This is a genomic window from Brevundimonas sp. TWP2-1, from assembly GCF_049897645.1.
In the GTDB taxonomy this organism is placed as follows: Bacteria; Pseudomonadota; Alphaproteobacteria; order Caulobacterales; family Caulobacteraceae; genus Brevundimonas.
In genome coordinates this window covers 846,581-865,164 of record NZ_JAFCWR010000002.1, presented here as the reverse complement: position 1 = coordinate 865,164, position 18,584 = coordinate 846,581, and the positions used below count along the sequence as shown (strand labels likewise).

At 65.3% G+C, this 18,584-nt stretch carries 21 protein-coding genes; 16 read left to right on the top strand and 5 right to left on the bottom strand.

What is annotated here, in order from left to right:
- Positions 1–83: 83 nt before the first annotated feature.
- The 5 genes from ACP7BH_RS14615 to ACP7BH_RS14595 all read left to right on the top strand — a co-directional run bounded on the left by ACP7BH_RS14615 (position 84) and on the right by ACP7BH_RS14595 (position 3,435).
- On the top strand, positions 84–263 hold the full coding sequence (locus ACP7BH_RS14615) for a DUF1328 domain-containing protein (RefSeq protein WP_425986382.1): 180 nt from the start codon (positions 84–86) through the stop codon (positions 261–263).
- A 138-nt stretch (positions 264–401) separates the two neighbouring features.
- Positions 402–1,025, top strand: a complete 624-nt coding sequence (locus ACP7BH_RS14610) for a hypothetical protein (RefSeq protein WP_425986380.1) — start codon at positions 402–404, stop codon at positions 1,023–1,025.
- A 2-nt stretch (positions 1,026–1,027) separates the two neighbouring features.
- Positions 1,028–1,330, top strand: a complete 303-nt coding sequence (locus ACP7BH_RS14605) for a winged helix-turn-helix domain-containing protein (RefSeq protein ID WP_425986378.1) — start codon at positions 1,028–1,030, stop codon at positions 1,328–1,330.
- A gap of 21 nt (positions 1,331–1,351) precedes the next feature.
- Positions 1,352–2,131, top strand: a complete 780-nt coding sequence (locus ACP7BH_RS14600; RefSeq protein WP_425986376.1) for a tyrosine-protein phosphatase — start codon at positions 1,352–1,354, stop codon at positions 2,129–2,131.
- Entirely contained in the window at positions 2,128–3,435 is a 1,308-nt protein-coding gene (locus ACP7BH_RS14595; RefSeq protein WP_425986374.1) for an anthranilate synthase component I family protein, read from the top strand. Before ACP7BH_RS14600 ends, ACP7BH_RS14595 begins: the two co-directional genes overlap by 4 nt.
- 1 nt (position 3,436) lies before the next feature.
- On the opposite strand, the gene ACP7BH_RS14590 is transcribed toward ACP7BH_RS14595, so the two are convergent.
- Genes ACP7BH_RS14590 through ACP7BH_RS14580 form a run of 3 tightly spaced genes read right to left on the bottom strand, consistent with a single transcriptional unit; the run spans position 3,437 to position 4,948 of the window.
- Entirely contained in the window at positions 3,437–3,985 is a 549-nt protein-coding gene (locus ACP7BH_RS14590) for a TadE/TadG family type IV pilus assembly protein (protein WP_425986373.1), read from the bottom strand.
- The gene (locus ACP7BH_RS14585; protein ID WP_425986371.1) at positions 3,978–4,526 is read right to left on the bottom strand and encodes a TadE/TadG family type IV pilus assembly protein; all 549 of its coding nucleotides are present in this window, start codon (positions 4,524–4,526) and stop codon (positions 3,978–3,980) included. The genes ACP7BH_RS14590 and ACP7BH_RS14585 overlap by 8 nt, the downstream gene beginning before the upstream one ends.
- An 8-nt stretch (positions 4,527–4,534) precedes the next feature.
- Positions 4,535–4,948: a pilus assembly protein N-terminal domain-containing protein gene (locus ACP7BH_RS14580; protein ID WP_425986369.1), complete on the bottom strand. Its 414-nt coding sequence runs from the start codon at positions 4,946–4,948 to the stop codon at positions 4,535–4,537.
- A 240-nt stretch (positions 4,949–5,188) separates the two neighbouring features.
- Between ACP7BH_RS14580 and ACP7BH_RS14575 the strand changes: the two genes are divergently transcribed.
- The 9 genes from ACP7BH_RS14575 (at position 5,189) to ACP7BH_RS14535 (ending at position 14,429) form a co-directional block, all read left to right on the top strand.
- Complete coding sequence (locus ACP7BH_RS14575; RefSeq protein ID WP_425986367.1) at positions 5,189–5,365, top strand: Flp family type IVb pilin; 177 nt, start codon at positions 5,189–5,191, stop codon at positions 5,363–5,365.
- Positions 5,366–5,468: 103 nt separating this feature from the next.
- Positions 5,469–5,987: an A24 family peptidase gene (locus tag ACP7BH_RS14570; RefSeq protein ID WP_425986365.1), complete on the top strand. Its 519-nt coding sequence runs from the start codon at positions 5,469–5,471 to the stop codon at positions 5,985–5,987.
- 117 nt (positions 5,988–6,104) lie between these two features.
- Positions 6,105–7,022, top strand: a complete 918-nt coding sequence (gene cpaB / locus ACP7BH_RS14565) for a Flp pilus assembly protein CpaB (RefSeq protein ID WP_425986363.1) — start codon at positions 6,105–6,107, stop codon at positions 7,020–7,022.
- 26 nt (positions 7,023–7,048) lie between these two features.
- Positions 7,049–8,563 carry a type II and III secretion system protein family protein gene (locus ACP7BH_RS14560; protein WP_425986361.1) on the top strand — a complete coding sequence of 505 codons (1,515 nt, stop codon included), beginning with the start codon at positions 7,049–7,051 and terminating at the stop codon, positions 8,561–8,563.
- 5 nt (positions 8,564–8,568) lie between these two features.
- On the top strand, positions 8,569–9,243 hold the full coding sequence (locus ACP7BH_RS14555; RefSeq protein WP_425986360.1) for a CpaD family pilus assembly protein: 675 nt from the start codon (positions 8,569–8,571) through the stop codon (positions 9,241–9,243).
- Between the two features lie 4 nt (positions 9,244–9,247).
- Entirely contained in the window at positions 9,248–10,807 is a 1,560-nt protein-coding gene (locus ACP7BH_RS14550) for an AAA family ATPase (protein WP_425986359.1), read from the top strand.
- A gap of 162 nt (positions 10,808–10,969) precedes the next feature.
- Positions 10,970–12,457 (top strand): CpaF family protein, encoded by a 1,488-nt coding sequence (locus tag ACP7BH_RS14545; protein WP_425987082.1) that lies wholly within the window; start codon positions 10,970–10,972, stop codon positions 12,455–12,457.
- Positions 12,458–12,460: 3 nt separating this feature from the next.
- Positions 12,461–13,438, top strand: coding sequence for a type II secretion system F family protein (locus ACP7BH_RS14540; protein ID WP_425986357.1), 978 nt, complete (start codon positions 12,461–12,463; stop codon positions 13,436–13,438).
- A gap of 10 nt (positions 13,439–13,448) precedes the next feature.
- Positions 13,449–14,429 carry a type II secretion system F family protein gene (locus tag ACP7BH_RS14535; RefSeq protein ID WP_425986355.1) on the top strand — a complete coding sequence of 327 codons (981 nt, stop codon included), beginning with the start codon at positions 13,449–13,451 and terminating at the stop codon, positions 14,427–14,429.
- Here the strand turns inward: ACP7BH_RS14535 and ACP7BH_RS14530 are convergent.
- Together ACP7BH_RS14530 and ACP7BH_RS14525 are read right to left on the bottom strand one after the other, a co-directional pair.
- Positions 14,426–14,860, bottom strand: a complete 435-nt coding sequence (locus ACP7BH_RS14530) for an SRPBCC family protein (RefSeq protein ID WP_425986352.1) — start codon at positions 14,858–14,860, stop codon at positions 14,426–14,428. The genes ACP7BH_RS14535 and ACP7BH_RS14530 overlap by 4 nt on opposite strands.
- Before the next feature lie 56 nt (positions 14,861–14,916).
- Positions 14,917–15,267, bottom strand: a complete 351-nt coding sequence (locus ACP7BH_RS14525) for a hypothetical protein (protein ID WP_425986350.1) — start codon at positions 15,265–15,267, stop codon at positions 14,917–14,919.
- 87 nt (positions 15,268–15,354) lie between these two features.
- On the opposite strand from ACP7BH_RS14525, the gene ACP7BH_RS14520 reads away from it, so the two are divergent.
- Positions 15,355–16,662 carry an amidohydrolase gene (locus tag ACP7BH_RS14520; protein WP_425986348.1) on the top strand — a complete coding sequence of 436 codons (1,308 nt, stop codon included), beginning with the start codon at positions 15,355–15,357 and terminating at the stop codon, positions 16,660–16,662.
- Between the two features lie 84 nt (positions 16,663–16,746).
- Positions 16,747–18,450 (top strand): ATP-dependent nuclease, encoded by a 1,704-nt coding sequence (locus tag ACP7BH_RS14515; protein WP_425986346.1) that lies wholly within the window; start codon positions 16,747–16,749, stop codon positions 18,448–18,450.
- Positions 18,451–18,584: the final 134 nt, after the last annotated feature.

Below are 18,584 nucleotides of genomic sequence, written 5' to 3'. Positions count from 1 at the left end.
CCGCGACAACGTTGATGTATCGGACCGACGAACGGCTCTCGGGTCGCCGACGGCAACATCAACTCAGGAGAGCCAAACCCATGATGCGTTGGGCAATTATCTTCCTGGTCGTGGCCTTGGTCGCGGCCGTCCTCGGCTTCGGCGGCATCGCGAACTTCTCGTTCGAGATCGCCAAATTCGTCGCTGTCGTCGCCATCATCCTGTTCGTCATCGCCCTTGTGGCCGGCGGACTTCGCGGACGCGGCGGCACGCCCCGACTATAACGGGCGAGACAATCAGATTGAGGGGCGAGACTTCGGTCTCGCCCCTTTTTCTATGCGCGAAACCTTTCCTGAAAAAGAACTTTACAATGCAAAGTTTGTGGGCGATGCTTCCTCATCGGATTTGAGGAGGAGAGACCCATGACTCGCGACACGCAGGCCATTCAGGACGACATCGCCTATATGCGCAGCCTCGCGCACGAGGGGCGCCACGCGCCGCTGCTGGCGGGACCGATGCTGGTCACCGCCGCCATCGTGTTCGGAAGCGCCAACCTGGGCCAATGGGCCATCCAGGCCGGGGTTCTGGACGTCACCCCTTGGGCCCAGCTTTGGCTCTGGATCGGCGCTGGCGTCGTCTTTGCCGTCGCGCTGACGATGCTGATCGGCCGTATGAAGGGCAAGCCGGGCATGAACTCGGCCGGCAACAAGGCGGTGGGCGCCGCCTGGACCGGGGTCGGCTACGGCATCTTCGTCACCTGGCTGGCGCTGGTGGCCTTGTCGTTCAAGACCGACAACTGGTCATGGATGGCGGTGATGCCGACGACGGTCTTGGTGGCCTATGGGTCGGCCTGGATGATCGCGGCGGCGATGACGAAGACGCGCTGGATGTCGGTGACGGCGCTGGCGGCCTATGTCGGCGCGGTCGCCGTGGCCTGGTTCATCGACAGCCCGGCGATCTATCTGGTCTTCACGGTCGTCCTGATGGCCGTGGCCCTGGTTCCCGGGATCATCCTGATGCGTCAGGAACCGTCGGAGATCGTCTGAGCATGGCCGATGATTTCGACATCAGCCGGATCGACGACGTGATCCATGGACGCATCCGGCTGGGGATCATGGCCTATCTGTCGGGTGCGGGGACGGCGGACTTCACCAGTCTGAAGACCCGGTTGCAGACCACGGACGGCAATCTGTCGGTCCATCTGCGCAAGCTCGAAGAGGCCGGTTTCGTCGCCGTGACCAAGAGTTTCAAGGGCCGAAAACCCCTGACCGAGGCCAGCCTGACCGACCAGGGCCGTGACGCCTTCGTGGCCTATCTGGATGCGATGGCGGGCCTGCTGCCAGAGCGGTGAAATCAAGCTAGAAGCGCGGGTATGACCACCCGTCTTCACGCCTTCGAGGCCATCGACAACTTCCGCGACTATGGCGACTACGCCACGACGGCCGGGCGGCGCGTGCAGCCCGGCCGTCTGCTGCGCTCCGCCCACCACGCGCGGGCCAGCGATGCGGATCTGGAGCGGTTGCGCCGGCTGGACATCGGGGCTGTGGTCGATCTGCGCCGGCCCGGCGAACGCCGCGACCAGCCGTCGCGTCGGCCGGAGGGATTCTCCGGTCTGGTGATCGAGGGCGGCGTGGACGACGGCGCCGAGGCGCCGCACATCACCTTCCTGAAGACCGCCGACCTGACGCCCGAGTCGGGTCGGCGCTTCATGGCCAAGACCTATCGGACCCTGCCGTTCGACGCGTCGCATCTGGATGTGTTCGGCCGCTATTTTCAGGCTCTGGCCGATCAGGACCGGGCGGTGGTGATCCACTGCGCGGCAGGCAAGGATCGGACGGGGTTCTTGGCCGCCCTGACCCACCACCTGCTGGGCGTGTCGCGCGACGACATGATCGAGGACTATCTGCTGACCAATGTCGCCGTCGATCTGGCCGGGCGCGCGCCGGGCATCGCCAGGAAACTGCACGAGATGACCGGCCGTAGGGCGTCCGACGACGCCGTCGTGGCCTTCCTGGGTGTCGAGGCCGCCTATCTGGAGGCCGCCCTCGCCGAGGTTGAGGCGCGGCATGGGTCGGTGGACGCCTATCTGCGCGACGCCCTGGGTGTCGATACAGCCCGGCGCGACCGGATCGTGGAGCGACTGTCGGCGTGAACGCGGTTCTGAACCACCTCTTTACGCGCGACGCGCCGTGGGTCGAGCCGGTCGAGGTCGCAGTGGGACTGGGCGGCGGCGACGGGGCCTTGGCTCTGTTGTCGGATGGCGGACCGGGCGGGCGCTGGTCGCATATCGCCACGGCGCCGGACCTTGTTCAGGTCGGCCCTGTCGATGACGCCGCGCTGTTCCAGGCGCTGCGAGACCCGGCGTTCGGCGCAGGTGTGGTGGGCTTGGCCGCCTATGATGCGGGCGCGCGGCCGGCGACCGGGCGGCGAGAGACGACATGGCCCGACCTGATGCTGGCACGCTATCCAGCCATGCTGACCTTCGACCATCATCGGCGCACCGTGCGCGCCGTGGGGCGAGGGGCGACGGCTGAGCAAGCCAGCGAGGCAGCGGAGGTGGCCCTAGGGTGGCTGTCGAACGCCGCCGTCGTCGCGCCACCGTCGGCGCCGGCCGAGACCTTCGAGGCCGAGATGTCGCCGGGCGCCTATCGCGCCGCCGTGTCGGACGTGGTGGATCGAATCGCGGCGGGCGAACTGTTCCAGGCCAATATCGCGCAGGCCTGGTCCGGAGCCTTGAAGCTGAACGCCGATCCCTTCGACGTCTTTCTGCGACTTCAGCAGGATCGCGCATCGCCGTTCGGGGCCTATTGGCGGATCGGGGAGCGGGCGCTGGTATCCAACTCGCCCGAGCTGTTTCTCGCCTTCGACGCCGCCAGCCGCCGCATCGAGGCGCGACCGATCAAGGGCACCCGCCCCCGCGCCGCCGATCCGGTCCTGGACGCGGCCTTGGCGAACGAGCTGAAGGCCAGCGCCAAGGATCGGGCCGAAAACCTGATGATCGTCGATCTGATGCGCAACGACCTGGCGCGGGTGTCCCAGGCGGGATCGGTCCGCGTCGAGACCCTGTTCGAGGTCGAGAACCATCCGACCGTGCATCATCTGGTCTCGACCGTGACTGCACGGGCAAAGGCCGGCGTCGGCCCCGCCGACCTTCTGGAGGCGACCTTCCCGCCGGGCTCGATCACCGGCGCGCCCAAACATCAGGCCATGAAGGTCATCGCGGCGCATGAGCCCCCGCGCGGGCCGTGGTGCGGATCGCTGTTCCTGATCGAGGACGGCGGGACGTTGACTGCGTCGGTCCTGATCCGAACGGCCGGCTTTGAACGCGCCGGCGACGTCTGGCGTTTCCGCACCCTGGCCGGCGCGGGAATCGTCGCCGACAGCGATCCAGTGGAGGAAGAGGCCGAGACCGACGCGAAGATTTCGGCGATGCGCGACGCTCTGATCGGATATTAGGTCAGCAGCCCGTGCAGGCGATCACGTCGGCCGTGCGGGGACGCAGATAGGCCATCCGCTTGAACTGGGTGACGTAGGGCGCGACGCGATCGAACGGCGATCTGTAGTCGTAGTTCGCCTCGGACACGATGACGGATTCGCCGTCGGTGAGCATGTCGGAAGGGAGCTTGGCTTCCGCCACCGTCAGTTTCGCGGTGATGCCCTTTCCGACGCTCCAATCGACCCGGTAGGTCGTCGCATTGACCCGCGTGACGCTTGAGACCCGCTGGGTCAGGCCGCTCGCTGCAAAAGGTTTCATAATCAGATCGCCGAAAGCGAGCATATCCTGGATTTCGGTCTTGGTGACGGAATCGGATTGGGACACCAGGTCCGCCGTCATCGCGGCGACATGTCCCGTGCGTTTCAGCGCCATATAACCCTGGCAGAATTCGACCATGCCGAAATAGAACACGATCAGGATCGGTGCGAGGAAGGCGAACTCCACCGCCGCCAGGCCGCGCGTGTCACGTCCCAGCGCCCTGAAGCATGAGATCAGGCCGGACCTACGCATTCCAGGGCTCGTTGCGGAAGGCGGTCGTGGAGCGCAATATGATCTTGCCGACCCCCAGCGGCGAGGTGGCCTGGCTCAACATCGGGGTAGCGAGCGGATGCACATACCAGACGCTGACCAGAATGAAATCGCCGGGCTTGCCGCCGTCGTAGATGGTCTTCTTCTCGTCCATCGCGCCGTTGGTGATCGGATCGGGAGGATTGGGCTCGGTGAATTTGGGGATCACGCGGACGTCCACGGTCGCGCGATTGGCGCAGTCGCTTTCGAACAGCATCATGCGGCTGCAGAACTCGGTCTTGAAGCGGGCGGCGTTGAACTTCTGCTGATCGGCCTGTCCGGTGCGGACCAGGCGGCCGGCTTCGGTGGTCGCCGTCTCCATGACCGAATCCAGAATGAACACGACGCCCAGTTCCAGGATCGAGAAGATCATCAGGAAGAAGGGAAGAGCGACCATGGCGAACTCGACCGCCGCCGCGCCTTCACGCTTGGGTCGGCGCCGCGAACGACGCTGACTGGCGGCCGATGGATCCGGGGCGCTCATATCCGGGGTCAGGGGGCGGTCGGCGCGGCTGTCGGAGCGACGCGAACGCTGGGCGCGCAGGAAGAGCCGCAGGCCATTTCCGTCGCTTGGGCGCCGCGCCAGACGCGAACCGAACCCGTCGAGCCCCCGGACACGACGATCTCACGCTGGAACAGGGTGCGGCCGACGCTGTCGACCACGGCGACCTCGGTGACGCCATAGCCCTTGCCGACGATGAAAAGGGTGTTGGCGTCAACCATGGATACGTCCGCGATCTGCGAGTTGCCGACGATGACCGAGGCGGCCGCGCCGCGCAGCTGGACCCGGGTCGAACGATCAATCTCGACGTTGAGCGGTCCGTTCTGGGCATGCGCCGCGATAGGGGCGGCGACGAGGGCGAAGGCGAGGACTTGCGCCAGGACGGGGGCGGAGATGCGAGACATCGGCGGCTCTGAATGACGGCGCGTGCGGACGCGGACGCACGCATGATGCGCCGATGATCCTCAACAAAGGCTGAAGCGTCGGGATGAGAATTTTCTTTGGTAAATCTGCGCGTAACCAAACCTCGTGACTCAGATTTAACGGGGGTCTGGCATTTTGATCCTGCGTTTGGGGGTCAAGCGGGCTACCGGCTCCCCCCGCCAAGTTGCTCGCTAGACCATTTTGAAAAAAAGGACCTACCCATGACCAAGTTCATCTCGCGCTTCGCCAAAGACGAATCGGGCGCCACCGCCATCGAATACGGCCTGATCGCTGCTCTGATCGCCGTCGCTCTGATCACGGTGCTCGGCACCATGAGCACCAGCTTGAAGGCGACCTTCACCAAGGTCTCGACCGAACTGAACAAAGCGAACACGTAATCGTCGAGTGATCGACGTAGAGACGGGGGCCGGAGCTGAAAAGCTCCGGCCCCTTTTCTTTTTGGCAACCCAACCTTAAGCCCTGACGGGCAAGATAGGCGTCATGGATATTCTGCTGCTCATCGTGCTCGGCGTGTTTCCGGCCCTCGTGATCGTCGGAGGTCTGCATGACCTGATCACGATGAAGATTCCCAACTGGGTCTCCCTGGCCCTGATCGCCGCCTTCTTTCCCGTCGCCTTGCTGATCGGCGCCGCGCCGATGGACATCGCCATTCACGTCGGGATCGGCGTGGCTGCGCTTTTGGTCGGAATGGGCATGTTCGCGGCCGGATGGGTCGGCGGCGGCGACGCCAAGCTGCTGGCCGCCAGCTGTCTGTGGATGGGATCGACCGGCGTCGCGCCCTTCCTGCTGTGGACCGGCATCGCGGGCGGTGCCTTCTGCCTGTTCCTGATGACCGCGCGTCAATATTTCCCGATGGTCGCGCCGTCGGTGTCGCAAGGCTGGGTCGTCAATCTGATGCAGCCCAAGGGCGACATCCCCTATGGCGTCGCCATCGCCGCCGGCGCCCTGTTGGCCCTGCCGGAAAGCGGTCTGCTGCTGACCTTCGCGTCGGGTCGTTGAGGTTGCACGGACCAGCGTTCGCACCGCTTAGGAAGCGTTAACCCGTAAGGGTCATGATCGTTAACGGTAGGCCTCGGGGACTGAATCCGAACACAGCGCCTGCTGGAGACATTCTGGATGAAGCCCGCCCGTATCGTCGTCATCTGCATCGCCGCCGTCTCGGCCATCGGTTTGGCCCTGGTGGTCCGGGCCATGGGGTCGTCGTCCAACCAACCCGCCGCACCGGCCGCCGCCGCTCAGGTCGAGACGCGCCCGATGGCCAAGGTGCTGGTCGCCGCCAAGGATCTGGAGCCCGGCCAACGTCTGGTCGAAGGCGATCTGGCCTGGAAGGACTGGCCGGTCGACGAGGTCAATCCGGTCTTCATCACCGACGGCTCCACGCCCGTTCCCGCCAAGCCCGCCGCCGATAACGCGGCCGAGAAGACAAGCGGGGCCGTTGAGGGCGTCGCCAAGGCCGTGACCGACATGGCCGGGCCCGGCGCCAAGTCCGACTATATCGGCTCGGTCGTGCGCGAGCCCATTCTGGCCGGTGAACCGATCGTGGCGCGCAAGATCGTGCGGGCCGGCGACAGCGGCTATTTGGCCGCCTATCTCGAACCGGGGATGCGCGCGATGGCGATCGCCGTCACCGTGGAATCCGCCGCAGGCGGCTTCATCCTGCCGGGCGACCGGGTCGATGTGGTCCTGACCGCCGAAACCAATCGCAACGGCGCGGTCGAAGGCGCCTCCAAGTCCAAGTTCATCTCCGGCACCGTTCTGCAGAACATCAAGGTGCTGGCCATCGACCAATCGACGCGCGCCGGCGACGACGAACAGGCGGTGGTCGGCGCGACCGCCACTCTGGAAGTCCGTCCGCAGGACGCGGAAATGCTGGCCCAAGCCAAGGCCGAGGGCGAACTGTCGCTGTCGCTGCGCTCCTATGCCGATACGGCCGGCCCATCCGGCGCCACGCACCGTCGCGCTGCGGCGACGGCCCAACCCCAAGCCGTTCGCATCTATCGCGGCGGCGCGCCCGAAGTGGTCGCCGTCCCATGAAAGCCGTTTCGATGCGCCGATCCGCGATGCAAAAGACCGCCGCCGTCGCGTGTGCTCTTCTGGCCAGCCTGACCGCCGTGCCGGCCGGCGTGGCCCAGACGCGGACCGCCGTGTCGATGGGCGCCGCGCCGCAAATGATCAATCTTCCGCGCGGCACGTCGTTCGCCGTCGATCTGCCCGCCGATGCGCGCGACGTGATCGTGTCCAATCCGCAGGTGGCCGAGGCCATGCTGCATTCGCCGCGCCGCATTACTGTGATCGGCATCGCGCCGGGCGAAACCGACGCCGTCTTCCTGGACGGGGCCGGACGTACGATCTTGAGCCTGCGCGTCCGCGTCGATGCGGGCACAAGCGCTCTACAGGACACGCTGAACCGCATGATCCCAGGCGGCCAGGTCAAGGCCGAGGCGGTCAACGACAGCATCATCCTGAGCGGCGTGGCCGAGAACCCTGCACAATCGACCCAGGCCAGCCGTATCGCCGCCGCCTTCGTGTCCGCGCCCGAAAAGGTCCTGAACCTGATCACTGTGCCGGGGTCGGATCAAGTGACGTTGAAGGTCCGCGTGGTCGAGGTTCAGCGCAACGTCATCAAGCAGCTGGGCTTCAACACGTCTGCGGTCATCGGCCGCCTCGGCGACACCCAATGGTTGTTGGGCAATGCAGCCACCTGGGGCGTCAATGGCGCGCTTTTGGGCGGCATCAGCACCGGAACGTCGATCGACACGACCAAGAACTATCAGTTGCAGCGGCCCTGCGGCGGGGCTTTCTCCGTCGGAGCGCTCTGCAACTTCACTGTCAACGGTCCAGAAGACGCCTCCAACTGGGATACCGCGGCTGCGGGCACCGGTCCGGGCTCGGATGGTCTGAACAAGGGCGAGGCCATGTTGAAGGCCTTCGAGCGCGTGGGTCTGCTGCGCACGCTCGCCGAGCCGAACCTGACCTCCGTAAACGGTGAGGCCGCCAGCTTCCTCGCCGGCGGTGAGTTCCCCGTTCCTGCCAGCCGTGACGCTCAGGGCCAGATCACGGTTCAGTACAAGCCCTATGGCGTGGGCCTGGCCTTCCGTCCGGTCGTGCTGTCGGGCGGCCGCATCAGCCTGCAGGTCAAGGTCGAGGTGTCCGAACTGTCGTCGCAGGGCGGCCTGACCATCGGTGCGGGAACGCCGTCCTCCATCACCCTGCCGGGCCTGACGGTCCGTCGCAGCGAGAACACCATCGAAATCCCCTCGGGCGGATCGATGATGATCGCCGGCCTGCTTCAGGAAAGCAGCCGCCAGACCGTGGATTCGCTGCCCGGCGTCACCAATCTGCCGGTGTTGGGATCCCTGTTCCGCTCGCGCGACTATCTGATGGGCGAGACCGAGTTGGTGGTCATCGTCGAGCCCTATATCGTCAGCCCGACCTCGCCTGGCCGGATGCAGACGCCGGCCGACGGCCTGCGGATCGCCGAAGACAGCCAGACCATCCTCTTCGGACAGCTGAACCAGGTCTATGGCCTGCCCAATGCGCCCCCGGCCGGCTCGGTCGGCTATGTGATCGAGTGAGCGACATGAACCGCACCCCGATTATCGTTTTCTTGGCTGCTACGCTTTCGCTTGGCGGCTGTGTCGGCGGGCCGGCAAGCCTGGGCGGGGAACCGCCGTTGACACCCACCTCGCGCTATCAGCTTCAGGTCGAGCCTGACCTGGACCGAATCGCCCTGGCGGTTCACGACACCGGCCTGTCGCCGGCGCAGGCCGAGGCCCTGCAGGCCCTGGTCGGACGCTATCGCTACATTGACGCCGTGCCGATGGTGATCGAGGCGCCCGCCGGAAACGATCCGGTCGCGCTGAAGACCGCCTATGACATCAAGTCCATACTGGCGTCGTCCGGCGTGTCGCCGGATCGCATCACCCTTGTCAGCTATGCCGCGCCAGATCCGAGGGCGCCGGTGGTGGTCGGCTATCAGACCGTCCGCGCCGCCGTGCCGCAATGCGGGACGACCTGGGGCAATCTGAGCCGCACCGGAGACAACCGGTCCGCGTCGAACTTCGGTTGCGCAGTCACGGCCAACCTCGCCGCCCAGATCGAGGATCCGCGCGACATTCAAAGACCTCGTGCGATGACGCCTGCCGACGCGGGACGACGCACTGTGGTGTTCGATCTCTACCGGGCCGGCAAGCCGACGGCGGCCGAAGCCGAAACGCTGATCCAGGAGACCGCCGTCTCCCGTGCGGTGAACTAGACCCATGAGCACAGCCCCCGTCACCCGCGTGTTCGATACCTTCGACGACGCCTTCGACGTCGATATGGAGTTCGCCGAACCTTTGGCTGAGGTTTCGGCCGATCAAGCCCGGGCGCCGCTTCAGTTCACGGCCGCCGCGCCGGTTCAGCCCGCGCCCCAATCGCTTGCGCCTGTTTCAGCAGCGCCCGCCTATGTCCCCGAGACCGCAAGTTTCAACCCTGTCGGCGACGTCGTGGCCCAGGCTCAGGCCAGCCTGGTGGAAACCGGCCTTGCTTCCGCCGGCCTGGCGCCGTCCAGCGCCATCGGCGAGGTGTCGGTGCCGCGCATCGCTATCCACGTTTTCGCCGAGCGCCAGGATACGCTGGCGGCCGCCGAACGCGCGGCCCAGGATCGACGCCTGTCGCGTGCGACGACCCAGATCCGCGTCGGGGGCGTGGCCGCTGCGGTCGAGACCTATCATCACGAACCGACGCCGCCGCTGATCATCGTCGAGTGCCTGAAAGACCCCCAGACCCTGCTGTGGGAAGTCGATCAACTGGCCGAGGTCTGCGACGCGGGCACCAAGGTGATCGTCGTCGGGGCGACCAACGACATCATCCTGTTCCGCGAGCTGATGCGGCGCGGGGTCAGTGAATATCTGGTCGCGCCGTTACAGCCGCTGCAACTGATCGCGGCCATCGGCGGCCTGTTCAACGATCCGGCCCAGCCCTTCGTCGGCCGCACCATCGCCTTCGTCGGCGCGCGGGGCGGGGCGGGGGCCTCGGCCGTCGCGCACAACACCGCCTATGCGATCTCCGAGCGGATCGGCGCAAACACCGTCATCGTCGACTATGACCTGCCGTTCGGCACGGCCGGCCTGGACTTCAACCAGGACCCGCTGAGTGGCGTCGCCGACGCCCTGGGCCAGCCCGACCGGCTGGACGCCACCCTGCTGGACCGGATGATGGTCCGCTGCACCGACAAGCTGAGCCTGTTCGCCGCGCCCGCCAGCCTGGATACGGACTGGGACATCTCGACCGAGGCGTTCGAGGAGGTCACGAACCAGATCCGCGCTACGGCGCCGTTCGTGGTCCTGGACCTGCCGCACCTGTGGTCGCCGTGGATGCGCCGGACCCTGATCAGCGCCGATGAGGTGGTGGTGGTGGCCACGCCGGACCTCGCCTCGCTGCGCAACGCCAAGAACATGATCGACCTGATCCGTCAGGGCCGTCCCAACGATGCGCCGCCGCGCCTGGTGTTGAACCAGGTCGGGGTGCCGGGGCGTCCCGAGATTCCGGCCAAGGACTTCGGCGCCGCCTTGGGCGTGCATCCCAGCCTGATCATTCCCTTCGACGCCAAGACCTTCGGCGCGGCCGCCAACAACGGCCAGATGATCCTAGACGCCGGGGCCAAGACCAAGTCGGCCGAGGCCTTCCAGACCCTGGCCCAGATCGTCTCGCGGCGCGAACTGCCCATGGTGGCGGGACCGAAGGCCAAGCCGGGAAAGGCCGGCAAGGCCGAGAAGACCAAGCCGGCCGACGGCGCCTCGAAATCCCTGTTCGCCAACATGTTCAAGAAGCGCTGACGGATGTTCGGCAAACGCACAGGTCAGCCCGGCGCCGCGCCGGCGCCCCTGCGTCCGGCCCCTGCGCCCGGTGGCGGCGAACCTGTGTCGGTGTTCAATGTGGACGCCGCCGCTCCTGCGATGGCGGCCAAGGCGCCGGCCTATGCCTATGCCGACGAGGATATGGAACCGGCGGCGGACGCCTTCGATCGCGCGTCTGCGCCCACCCAGCCTGCGCCGGCCGATCGCCTGGACGCGCTGGCTTCGCGTCCCAAGCCCAAGCCGGCTCCTGATGCTCCGCGCCCGACCGGCAACGTCGCCGGAACGGGTCCGAAGGCCACTGCGGGTCTTGAGCAGCTGAAGAAGGCCCAGGCCGTCGCCGAGATCGTCCGGGAACAGAGCGACTATTATCACGCCACGAAGACGACGATCTTCAATGCCTTGATGAACACCATCGACCTGGCTCAGCTGGCGCATCTGGACCAGAAGGCCGCGTCGGAAGAAATCCGCGACATAGTCGCCGAACTGGTCGCGATCAAGAACGTCTCCATGTCGGTCGCCGAGCAGGAGCATCTGGTTCAGGACATCGTCAATGACGTCCTGGGCTATGGGCCGCTGGAGCCGCTGCTGGCGCGTGACGACATCGCCGACATCATGGTTAACGGCGCCGGCCGGGTCTTCATCGAGGTGGCGGGCAAGGTTCAGCTGACCAACGTCCGTTTCCGCGACAACACCCAGCTGATGAACATCTGCCAGCGGATCGTGTCCCAGGTCGGCCGCCGCGTGGACGAGAGCAGCCCCATCTGCGACGCCCGTCTGCCGGACGGTTCGCGCGTCAACGTCATCGCTCCGCCGTTGGCGATCGACGGCCCGACGCTGACGATCCGGAAGTTCAAGAAAGACAAGCTGACGATGAAGAACCTGGTGGAGTACGCCTCCATCAGTCCAGGGGGCGCGCGCGTCCTGGGCGTCATCGGCGCGTCGCGATGCAATCTGGTCATCTCGGGCGGTACGGGTTCGGGCAAGACGACCCTGCTGAACACCCTGACGGCCTTCATCGACCCGACCGAGCGCGTCATCACCTGCGAGGACGCCGCCGAACTGCAACTGCAGCAGCCGCACGTGGTGCGTCTGGAAACCCGCCCGCCGAACCTGGAAGGCCAGGGCACGATCACCATGCGCGACCTGGTGAAGAACTGCCTGCGGATGCGTCCCGAGCGGATTATCGTCGGCGAGGTGCGCGGTCCCGAGGCCTTCGACCTGTTGCAGGCCATGAACACCGGCCACGACGGCTCCATGGGCACGCTGCACGCCAACAGCCCGCGCGAAGCCATCAGCCGGATGGAATCCATGATCACCATGGGCGGATACGGCCTGCCCTCGCGCACGATCCGCGAGATGATCGTCGGCTCGGTCGATGTGATCATCCAGGCCGCCCGCCTGCGCGACGGTTCGCGCCGCATCACCCACATCACCGAGGTGGTGGGGCTGGAAGGCGATGTGATCGTGACCCAGGACCTGTTCGTCTACGACATCACCGGCGAGGACGAGAACGGCAAGATCATCGGCCGGCACCGTTCGACCGGCATCGCCCGTCCGCGGTTCTGGGATCGCGCCCGCTATTACGGGCTTGAGCGCGAGCTGGCCGACGCCCTGGACGCGGCGGAGTAGACCATGCTGCCGATCCTCGCCGCCGTTCTGGCCTTCATCACCATCGGCGGCCTGGGCTGGGTCTACGTCGGGGGCGACGATTCGTCGGCCCAGGCGGTCAAGCGCGCCCAAAGCCTGGGCGAGGCCAAGAAGAACCCCGCGATCGCCCGCAAGGCGGCCGCCGCCAATACGCCCGAGGCGCGGCGCAAACAGATCCTGATCCAGCTTCAGGAAGCGGATCGCCGCGAACGCAAGGCGCGCACCACCCTGGCCGCGCGCCTGAAACAGGCAGGTCTCAGCCTGAATGTGCGCACCTTCTACATCATCTCCGCCGTGGTCGGCGTGGTGGCGGCGCTGGTCGCCTTCGTGCTAGGCCTGCCTGTTCTCGCGGTGCTGGGCCTCGCCCTGGTGTTCGGCCTGGGCCTGCCGCGCTGGGTCGTCGGCTTCCTGGCCAAGGGGCGGATGAAGAAGTTCTCGCTGGAGTTTCCCAACGCCGTCGACGTCATCGTGCGGGGCATCAAGTCGGGCCTGCCGGTCCACGAATGCTTCAAGATCATCGGCCGCGAAAGCCCGGCGCCGCTGGGGCCGGAGTTCCAGAAGTTGGTCGAGGGTTTGGGTGTGGGCCTGACGCTGGAGCAGGCGCTGGAGAAGATGTTCGAGCGGATGCCTACGCCGGAACTGCGCTTCTTCACCATCGTCATCGCCATTCAGCAGAAGACCGGCGGCAACCTGGCCGAGGCCCTGGGCAACCTGTCGGGCGTGCTGCGCGCGCGCCGGATGATGGGCGAGAAGATCAAGGCTTTGTCGTCCGAAGCCTTGGCCTCCGCCGGCATCATCGCCTCCCTGCCGCCTGCGGTTATGACGATGGTGATGTTCACGACGCCGTCCTACATGATGCCGCTGTTCACCGACTTCCGCGGCAACTTCATGCTGTTGATGGCGGTCTGCCTGATGGCGACCGGCATCTTCGTGATGAAGCGCATGATCTCGTTCAAGTTCTGAGGCGGGAATCATGGAAGGCTTCATCCGCTTCATCACCGACCCGCAGAACCTGCTCAGCATCGGCGTGGGCGTGCTGGTCTTCGCCACCGTCATGACCCTGCTCTCGTCGATGAGCGGGGGGGTGAAGCTGGACAAGCGGATGAAGGCCGTCGCCGAACGCCGTGACGATCTGAAGCGCCGCTCGCGCGCCAATATGGCGGCCGGCCAGGGCGCGCTGCGTCACACCGACGACGGGTTCAAGAAACGGATCGTGGATCGGCTGAACCTGACCAAGCTGCTGGAGGATCCTAAGGTCGCCGGTCAGATGGCCCAGGCCGGCTATCGCGGGCCGCGCCCGCTGACGACCTTCTACTTCTTCCGCTTCGCCTCGCCCTTCGTCTTCATGATCGTGGCGGCCTTCTACATGTTCGTGATCAAGATCGTGGACTGGCCCACGATGAACAAGCTGACGCTGGTCATGGCGGCGGCGGTCGCGGGTTTCTATGCGCCCAATCTGTATCTGAAGAACCGCATCACCAAGCGCCGCACCTCGATCATGCAGGCGTTTCCCGATGCGTTGGACCTGCTGCTGATCTGCGTCGAAGCCGGCATGTCCATCGAGGCGGCGATCACCAAGGTCAGCCAGGAAATGGGGTCGTCGTCGATCGATTTAGCCGAGGAGTTGTCGCTGCTGTCGGCCGAGCTCAGCTATCTGCCCGACCGGCGGATGGCCTATGAAAATCTGGGCAAGCGCACCAACCATCCGGGCGTGAAGTCGGTCGCCACCGCCATGACCCAGGCCGAGACCTATGGCACGCCGCTGGCGACCGCCCTGCGCGTCATGGCCAAGGAAAACCGCGACCTGCGCCTGTCCGCCGCCGAGAAGAAGGCCTCGGCCCTGCCGGCGCAGCTGACCGTGCCGATGATCCTGTTCTTCCTGCCGGTGCTGTTCATCGTCATCCTGGGACCGGCGATCCTGAACGTCATCGACATGATGAAAGAGGGCGGCTAGGCGGCCTCCGCCGCCGCCTTCAGACCCTCGGCCGCGCGCTCCAGCGCGCCCTTGATCGCCGGGCGGTGCTTGTCGTGGAACAGTTCGCCGCGCAGGCCAGAGAAGCGGATGCCGACCGTCAGTATGCAGTTGCCGGGGCCCAGCTCCTCGATCTGGATGTAGCGCAGGCTCTGAAACAGGAAGCCGCGTCGTTCGGCCCAGACCAGACGCATGCGCGGCTGCCATTCGACGACCTGGGCCAGGGCCTGACGCTCGGGCATATCGGGCCAGGCCTCGGTCATCGTCAGCCGGCCGCCATAGGCGATAGCGCCTTCGACATCGGTGTCGACCGGGTTCCAGGCGCTCCAGCCGGACAGGTCGGCGATCAGATCCCAGATCCGGTCCGAGGTCGCCTGAACGCCGACGCGTTTTTCGATACGAGTGTCATCCATGGTTTCGCTCTGGCACGGCTTGTCGCCGGAAGGAAGGCGCAACCCGCCGTCTGGCTTCAGTCCGGTTCGACCAGTTTCAGCCGACGCCCGTCGTCCAGCCCCAGCCGCGTCTTGACCTCGAACAGGTCGGCGCCGGCGGGAATGATCAGCAGTTTCTTGGGATGGGCGGCGTTGACCGCCACCACTCCGCCCTTGGGGCAGATGTCGAAACAGTCGGTTCCCGCCACCGTCAGCGCGCCCTTGCGCCCCTGTTTCCCCTTCTTCAGGTGCAGATATTTCCGCAGGGCCTTCTTCAGCGTGAGGTCGCCGTCCGGCCCGAACCCGCCGTCCAGCTTCTTCGAACATTTGCGGCACACCAGCACGACGTCGCGCCACTCGGTCGTCGTGCTCTTGATCGGCTTGGCCATGATTCGAGTGTCGCCGAGCGATCGGCGTTGCACAAGCGGCCCCGGCGCCCCCATCCTGCGTCTCCTCCGATTTCACGGGATCTTCACATGCGCCGCCTGTTCGCCGTCTCCACCCTGACGCTGCTGCTCGCGGCAGGCGCTGCCCCGGCCCAGGCTCAGGTCGATGCGGCGACCGTGGACGCCGCCGTCCAGCGCGTGACGCCCCAGGTGGTCGAATGGCGCCGCGACTTCCACCGGCATCCCGAACTGGGCTTCGCCGAGACCCGCTCGGCCGCCGTCATCGCCGAGCACCTGCGGTCCCTGGGGCTGGAGGTCCGCACCGGGGTCGGCAAGACCGGCGTCGTCGGCATCCTGCGCGGCGCCCGGCCCGGCCGGGTCGTGGCCCTGCGCGCCGACATGGACGCCCTGCCGGTGCAGGAGGCGACGGGTCTGGACTTCGCCTCCACCGCCACCGGGACCTATATGGGCAATACGGTTCCTGTCGCCCACGCCTGTGGCCACGACATGCATATGGCCATGTTGATGGGGGCGGCTCACGTCCTGGCCGGGATGAAGGATCAGATCGCCGGCACGGTGGTCTTCGTCTTCCAGCCGGCGGAGGAGGGCGCCCCTCCTGGCGAACCCAAGGGCGGGGCCGCCCTGATGATCGCCGAGGGCGCGCTGAACGATCCCAAACCCGAGGCCATCTTCGGCCTGCACGTCGTGCCCGGCCGTCCGGGCAGCGTCTTCTATCGGCCCGAAGGCTTCATGGCCGCCTCGGACCGCGTGGACATCAGTCTGAAGGGCAAACAGACGCACGGCGCCTGGCCGTGGCGCGGAGTCGATGTGATCGCGGTGGCCGGCCAGGTGATCGAGACGGTCAACACCCTGACCGCCCGCACGGTCGACCCGACCACCACCCCGACGGTCTTCACCATCGCCACCCTGAACGCCGGCGTCCGCTATAACATCATCCCCGACAGCGCGACCCTGTCGGGCACGCTTCGCACCTTCGATACGGCCCAGCGCGACGCCCTGGTCGCCCGCGCCGAGACCGCCATCGACCATGTCGCCGCCGCCTATGGCGCCACCGCCGAGTTCGGCGTCAAACAGAACGCCGCCCTGGTGTTCAACGACCCCGGCTTGTCCGCCTGGCTGGCCCCGGTCCTGATCGAGGCGGCGGGCGAGGGGAACGTCAACCCCGCCACGCCCCCGACCACGGTCGCCGAGGACTTCAGCTATTTCCAACAGGTCATCCCCGGCGTCTTCTACCATCTTGGGGCCAGTCCTGACGGCGTGGACCCGTCCCAGTCCGCGCCAAACCACTCGCCGGAGTTCTCACCGAACGAGAAGGTGCTGCCGCTGGGGGTGAAGACGCATGTCCTGACGGCGCTGCGGTTCCTGGAGCGGAGTTAGAGGAAGGAGAGCTGTTTAAGACCGGTGCTGCCCTTGCGTTGAGCTTTCGCATTCGGGCGCTAGAAGTTCGCTGTCACGCTGTATATGGACGAGATGCAGAACATTGATATCAAGGGTTATGTCGCTCGGGCCATCTTCCAAAGTGGTCTGGAACTGACGCTAGATCGAGGTGACATCCTTGTAGTTGTCGGGCCCAATAATGCCGGCAAGAGTCGCTCTCTTAAAGATATATCAGCGTCCCTTGAATCCCGAGCGGAAGGCGTGGTGGTCAAGGAAGCGGATTTCATCCGCATAACGCCGCTTGAGGATATTGAGGCCTGGATCGAACCCTTCCGTGGTGCCAACGGCACGGTGTCGGTCGGGGGTGCCGCCTTTCCCATGGGCATGTTAAAGAATTGGTGGGGCGATCAGAAGAAGGGGCTTGGGAAATTTCTCCATGGCCGGTCTGTCTCCGAGTTAACAACGCGGGCTCGCCTAGCTGACTGCGATCCTGCGGCGACGTATGATCGTCGTGATCCTTTCTCGGCGGATCATCCGTTCCAACATTTCCACCGAGACGATAAGCTGGAGCTTAAAGCGTCCAAACTATTTCGGCGGGCCTTTAAGAAAGACTTGGTTATCCATACGGGAAACTCAAAAAACATCCCCGCATATGTGGGTGATCGTCCCAAACCCGGTAGGGGCGAAGATCGGCGCTCTTCGACGTATTTGGATCGCATCGAAACGTTGGATAAGCTTGAAGAGCAGGGCGACGGTATGCGCAGCTTCGCCTCAATCTTGGGCCGTGTGCTTGCTGAACGGCGTCCACTGATCATTATAGATGAGCCTGAGGCATTCCTACACCCGCCGCAGGCGCGCCTGCTCGCCGAGATAATTGGTGCGGAGGCGGCCGACCGACAGATGCTCTTGGCCACTCACAGCAGCGAAGTATTACAAGGGCTGCTTGGGAATCACTCTGAGAGAGTCTCCGTGGTCCGGCTTACGCGGACCCGCAAAGGCGGCGGCGCTGTGCTTTTGGCCAGGAAGAAGTTGCAGGATCTTTGGAAAGATCCCATCCTACGCTTCAGTAATGTGATGGACGGCCTGTTTCATGATGCCGTCATTTTAACTGAAGCTGACGCCGACTGCCGATTTTACGAGGCGCTAGCCTCTGTATCAACCAACCCGGAAATACGGCCGGACATTCACTACACTTACAGCGGCGGCAAAGACCGGCTGGCGGTCGTGGTGACGGCGCTTCGCGCGCTGAAGGTGCCAGTGGTCACAATCGCTGACTTTGATCTGCTCAACAACGAGGCAACCATGTCCCGCATTGTTGCAGCTCATGGTGGGAACTGGGCGAAGCTTGAGCCTGACTGGAGGACGTTAAAGGCGGCAGTTGAGGAGAACGCCAGTTTCGTCGGTGCTGACCGATTTAAGACCGAGATGTCTGCCTTGATTAAGACTGTGAAGCCTGGGGGAGCCGTCGAGAAGACAATCCTCTCAAATGTGAAAGCACTAGCTCGCAACGCATCGCCCTGGGACCATGCCAAGCAAAGTGGGTTAGCAAGTCTGCCTAATGGCCCAGCGACCCAGGCGGCCAAGGCGTTGCTCGGCGGACTGAAAGCGATAGGGATCTTTGTCGCACCGGTAGGAGAAATGGAGGGCTTCTGCCGAAGCGTTGGTGGCCATGGACCGCGCTGGGTAGCAGAGGTCACAAAGAGGGATTTAGCCCGGGATTTGGAGCTCGCTGAAGGTCGAGCGTTCATGAGCGAGGTCGTTGACCACATCAGTAAACAGCTAGCATGAATGCCGCTCGGTGGCGTAGGCGGCTAGTTCTTCTTGTGCGGGGCAGCTTCCAGTGGGTGGAAAAGCCCCTCCCATCCCAATGCCTCAAGAAAAACGCCGCTTTTTCCAAGGCGCTAATGCCAGAAAATGCCCCT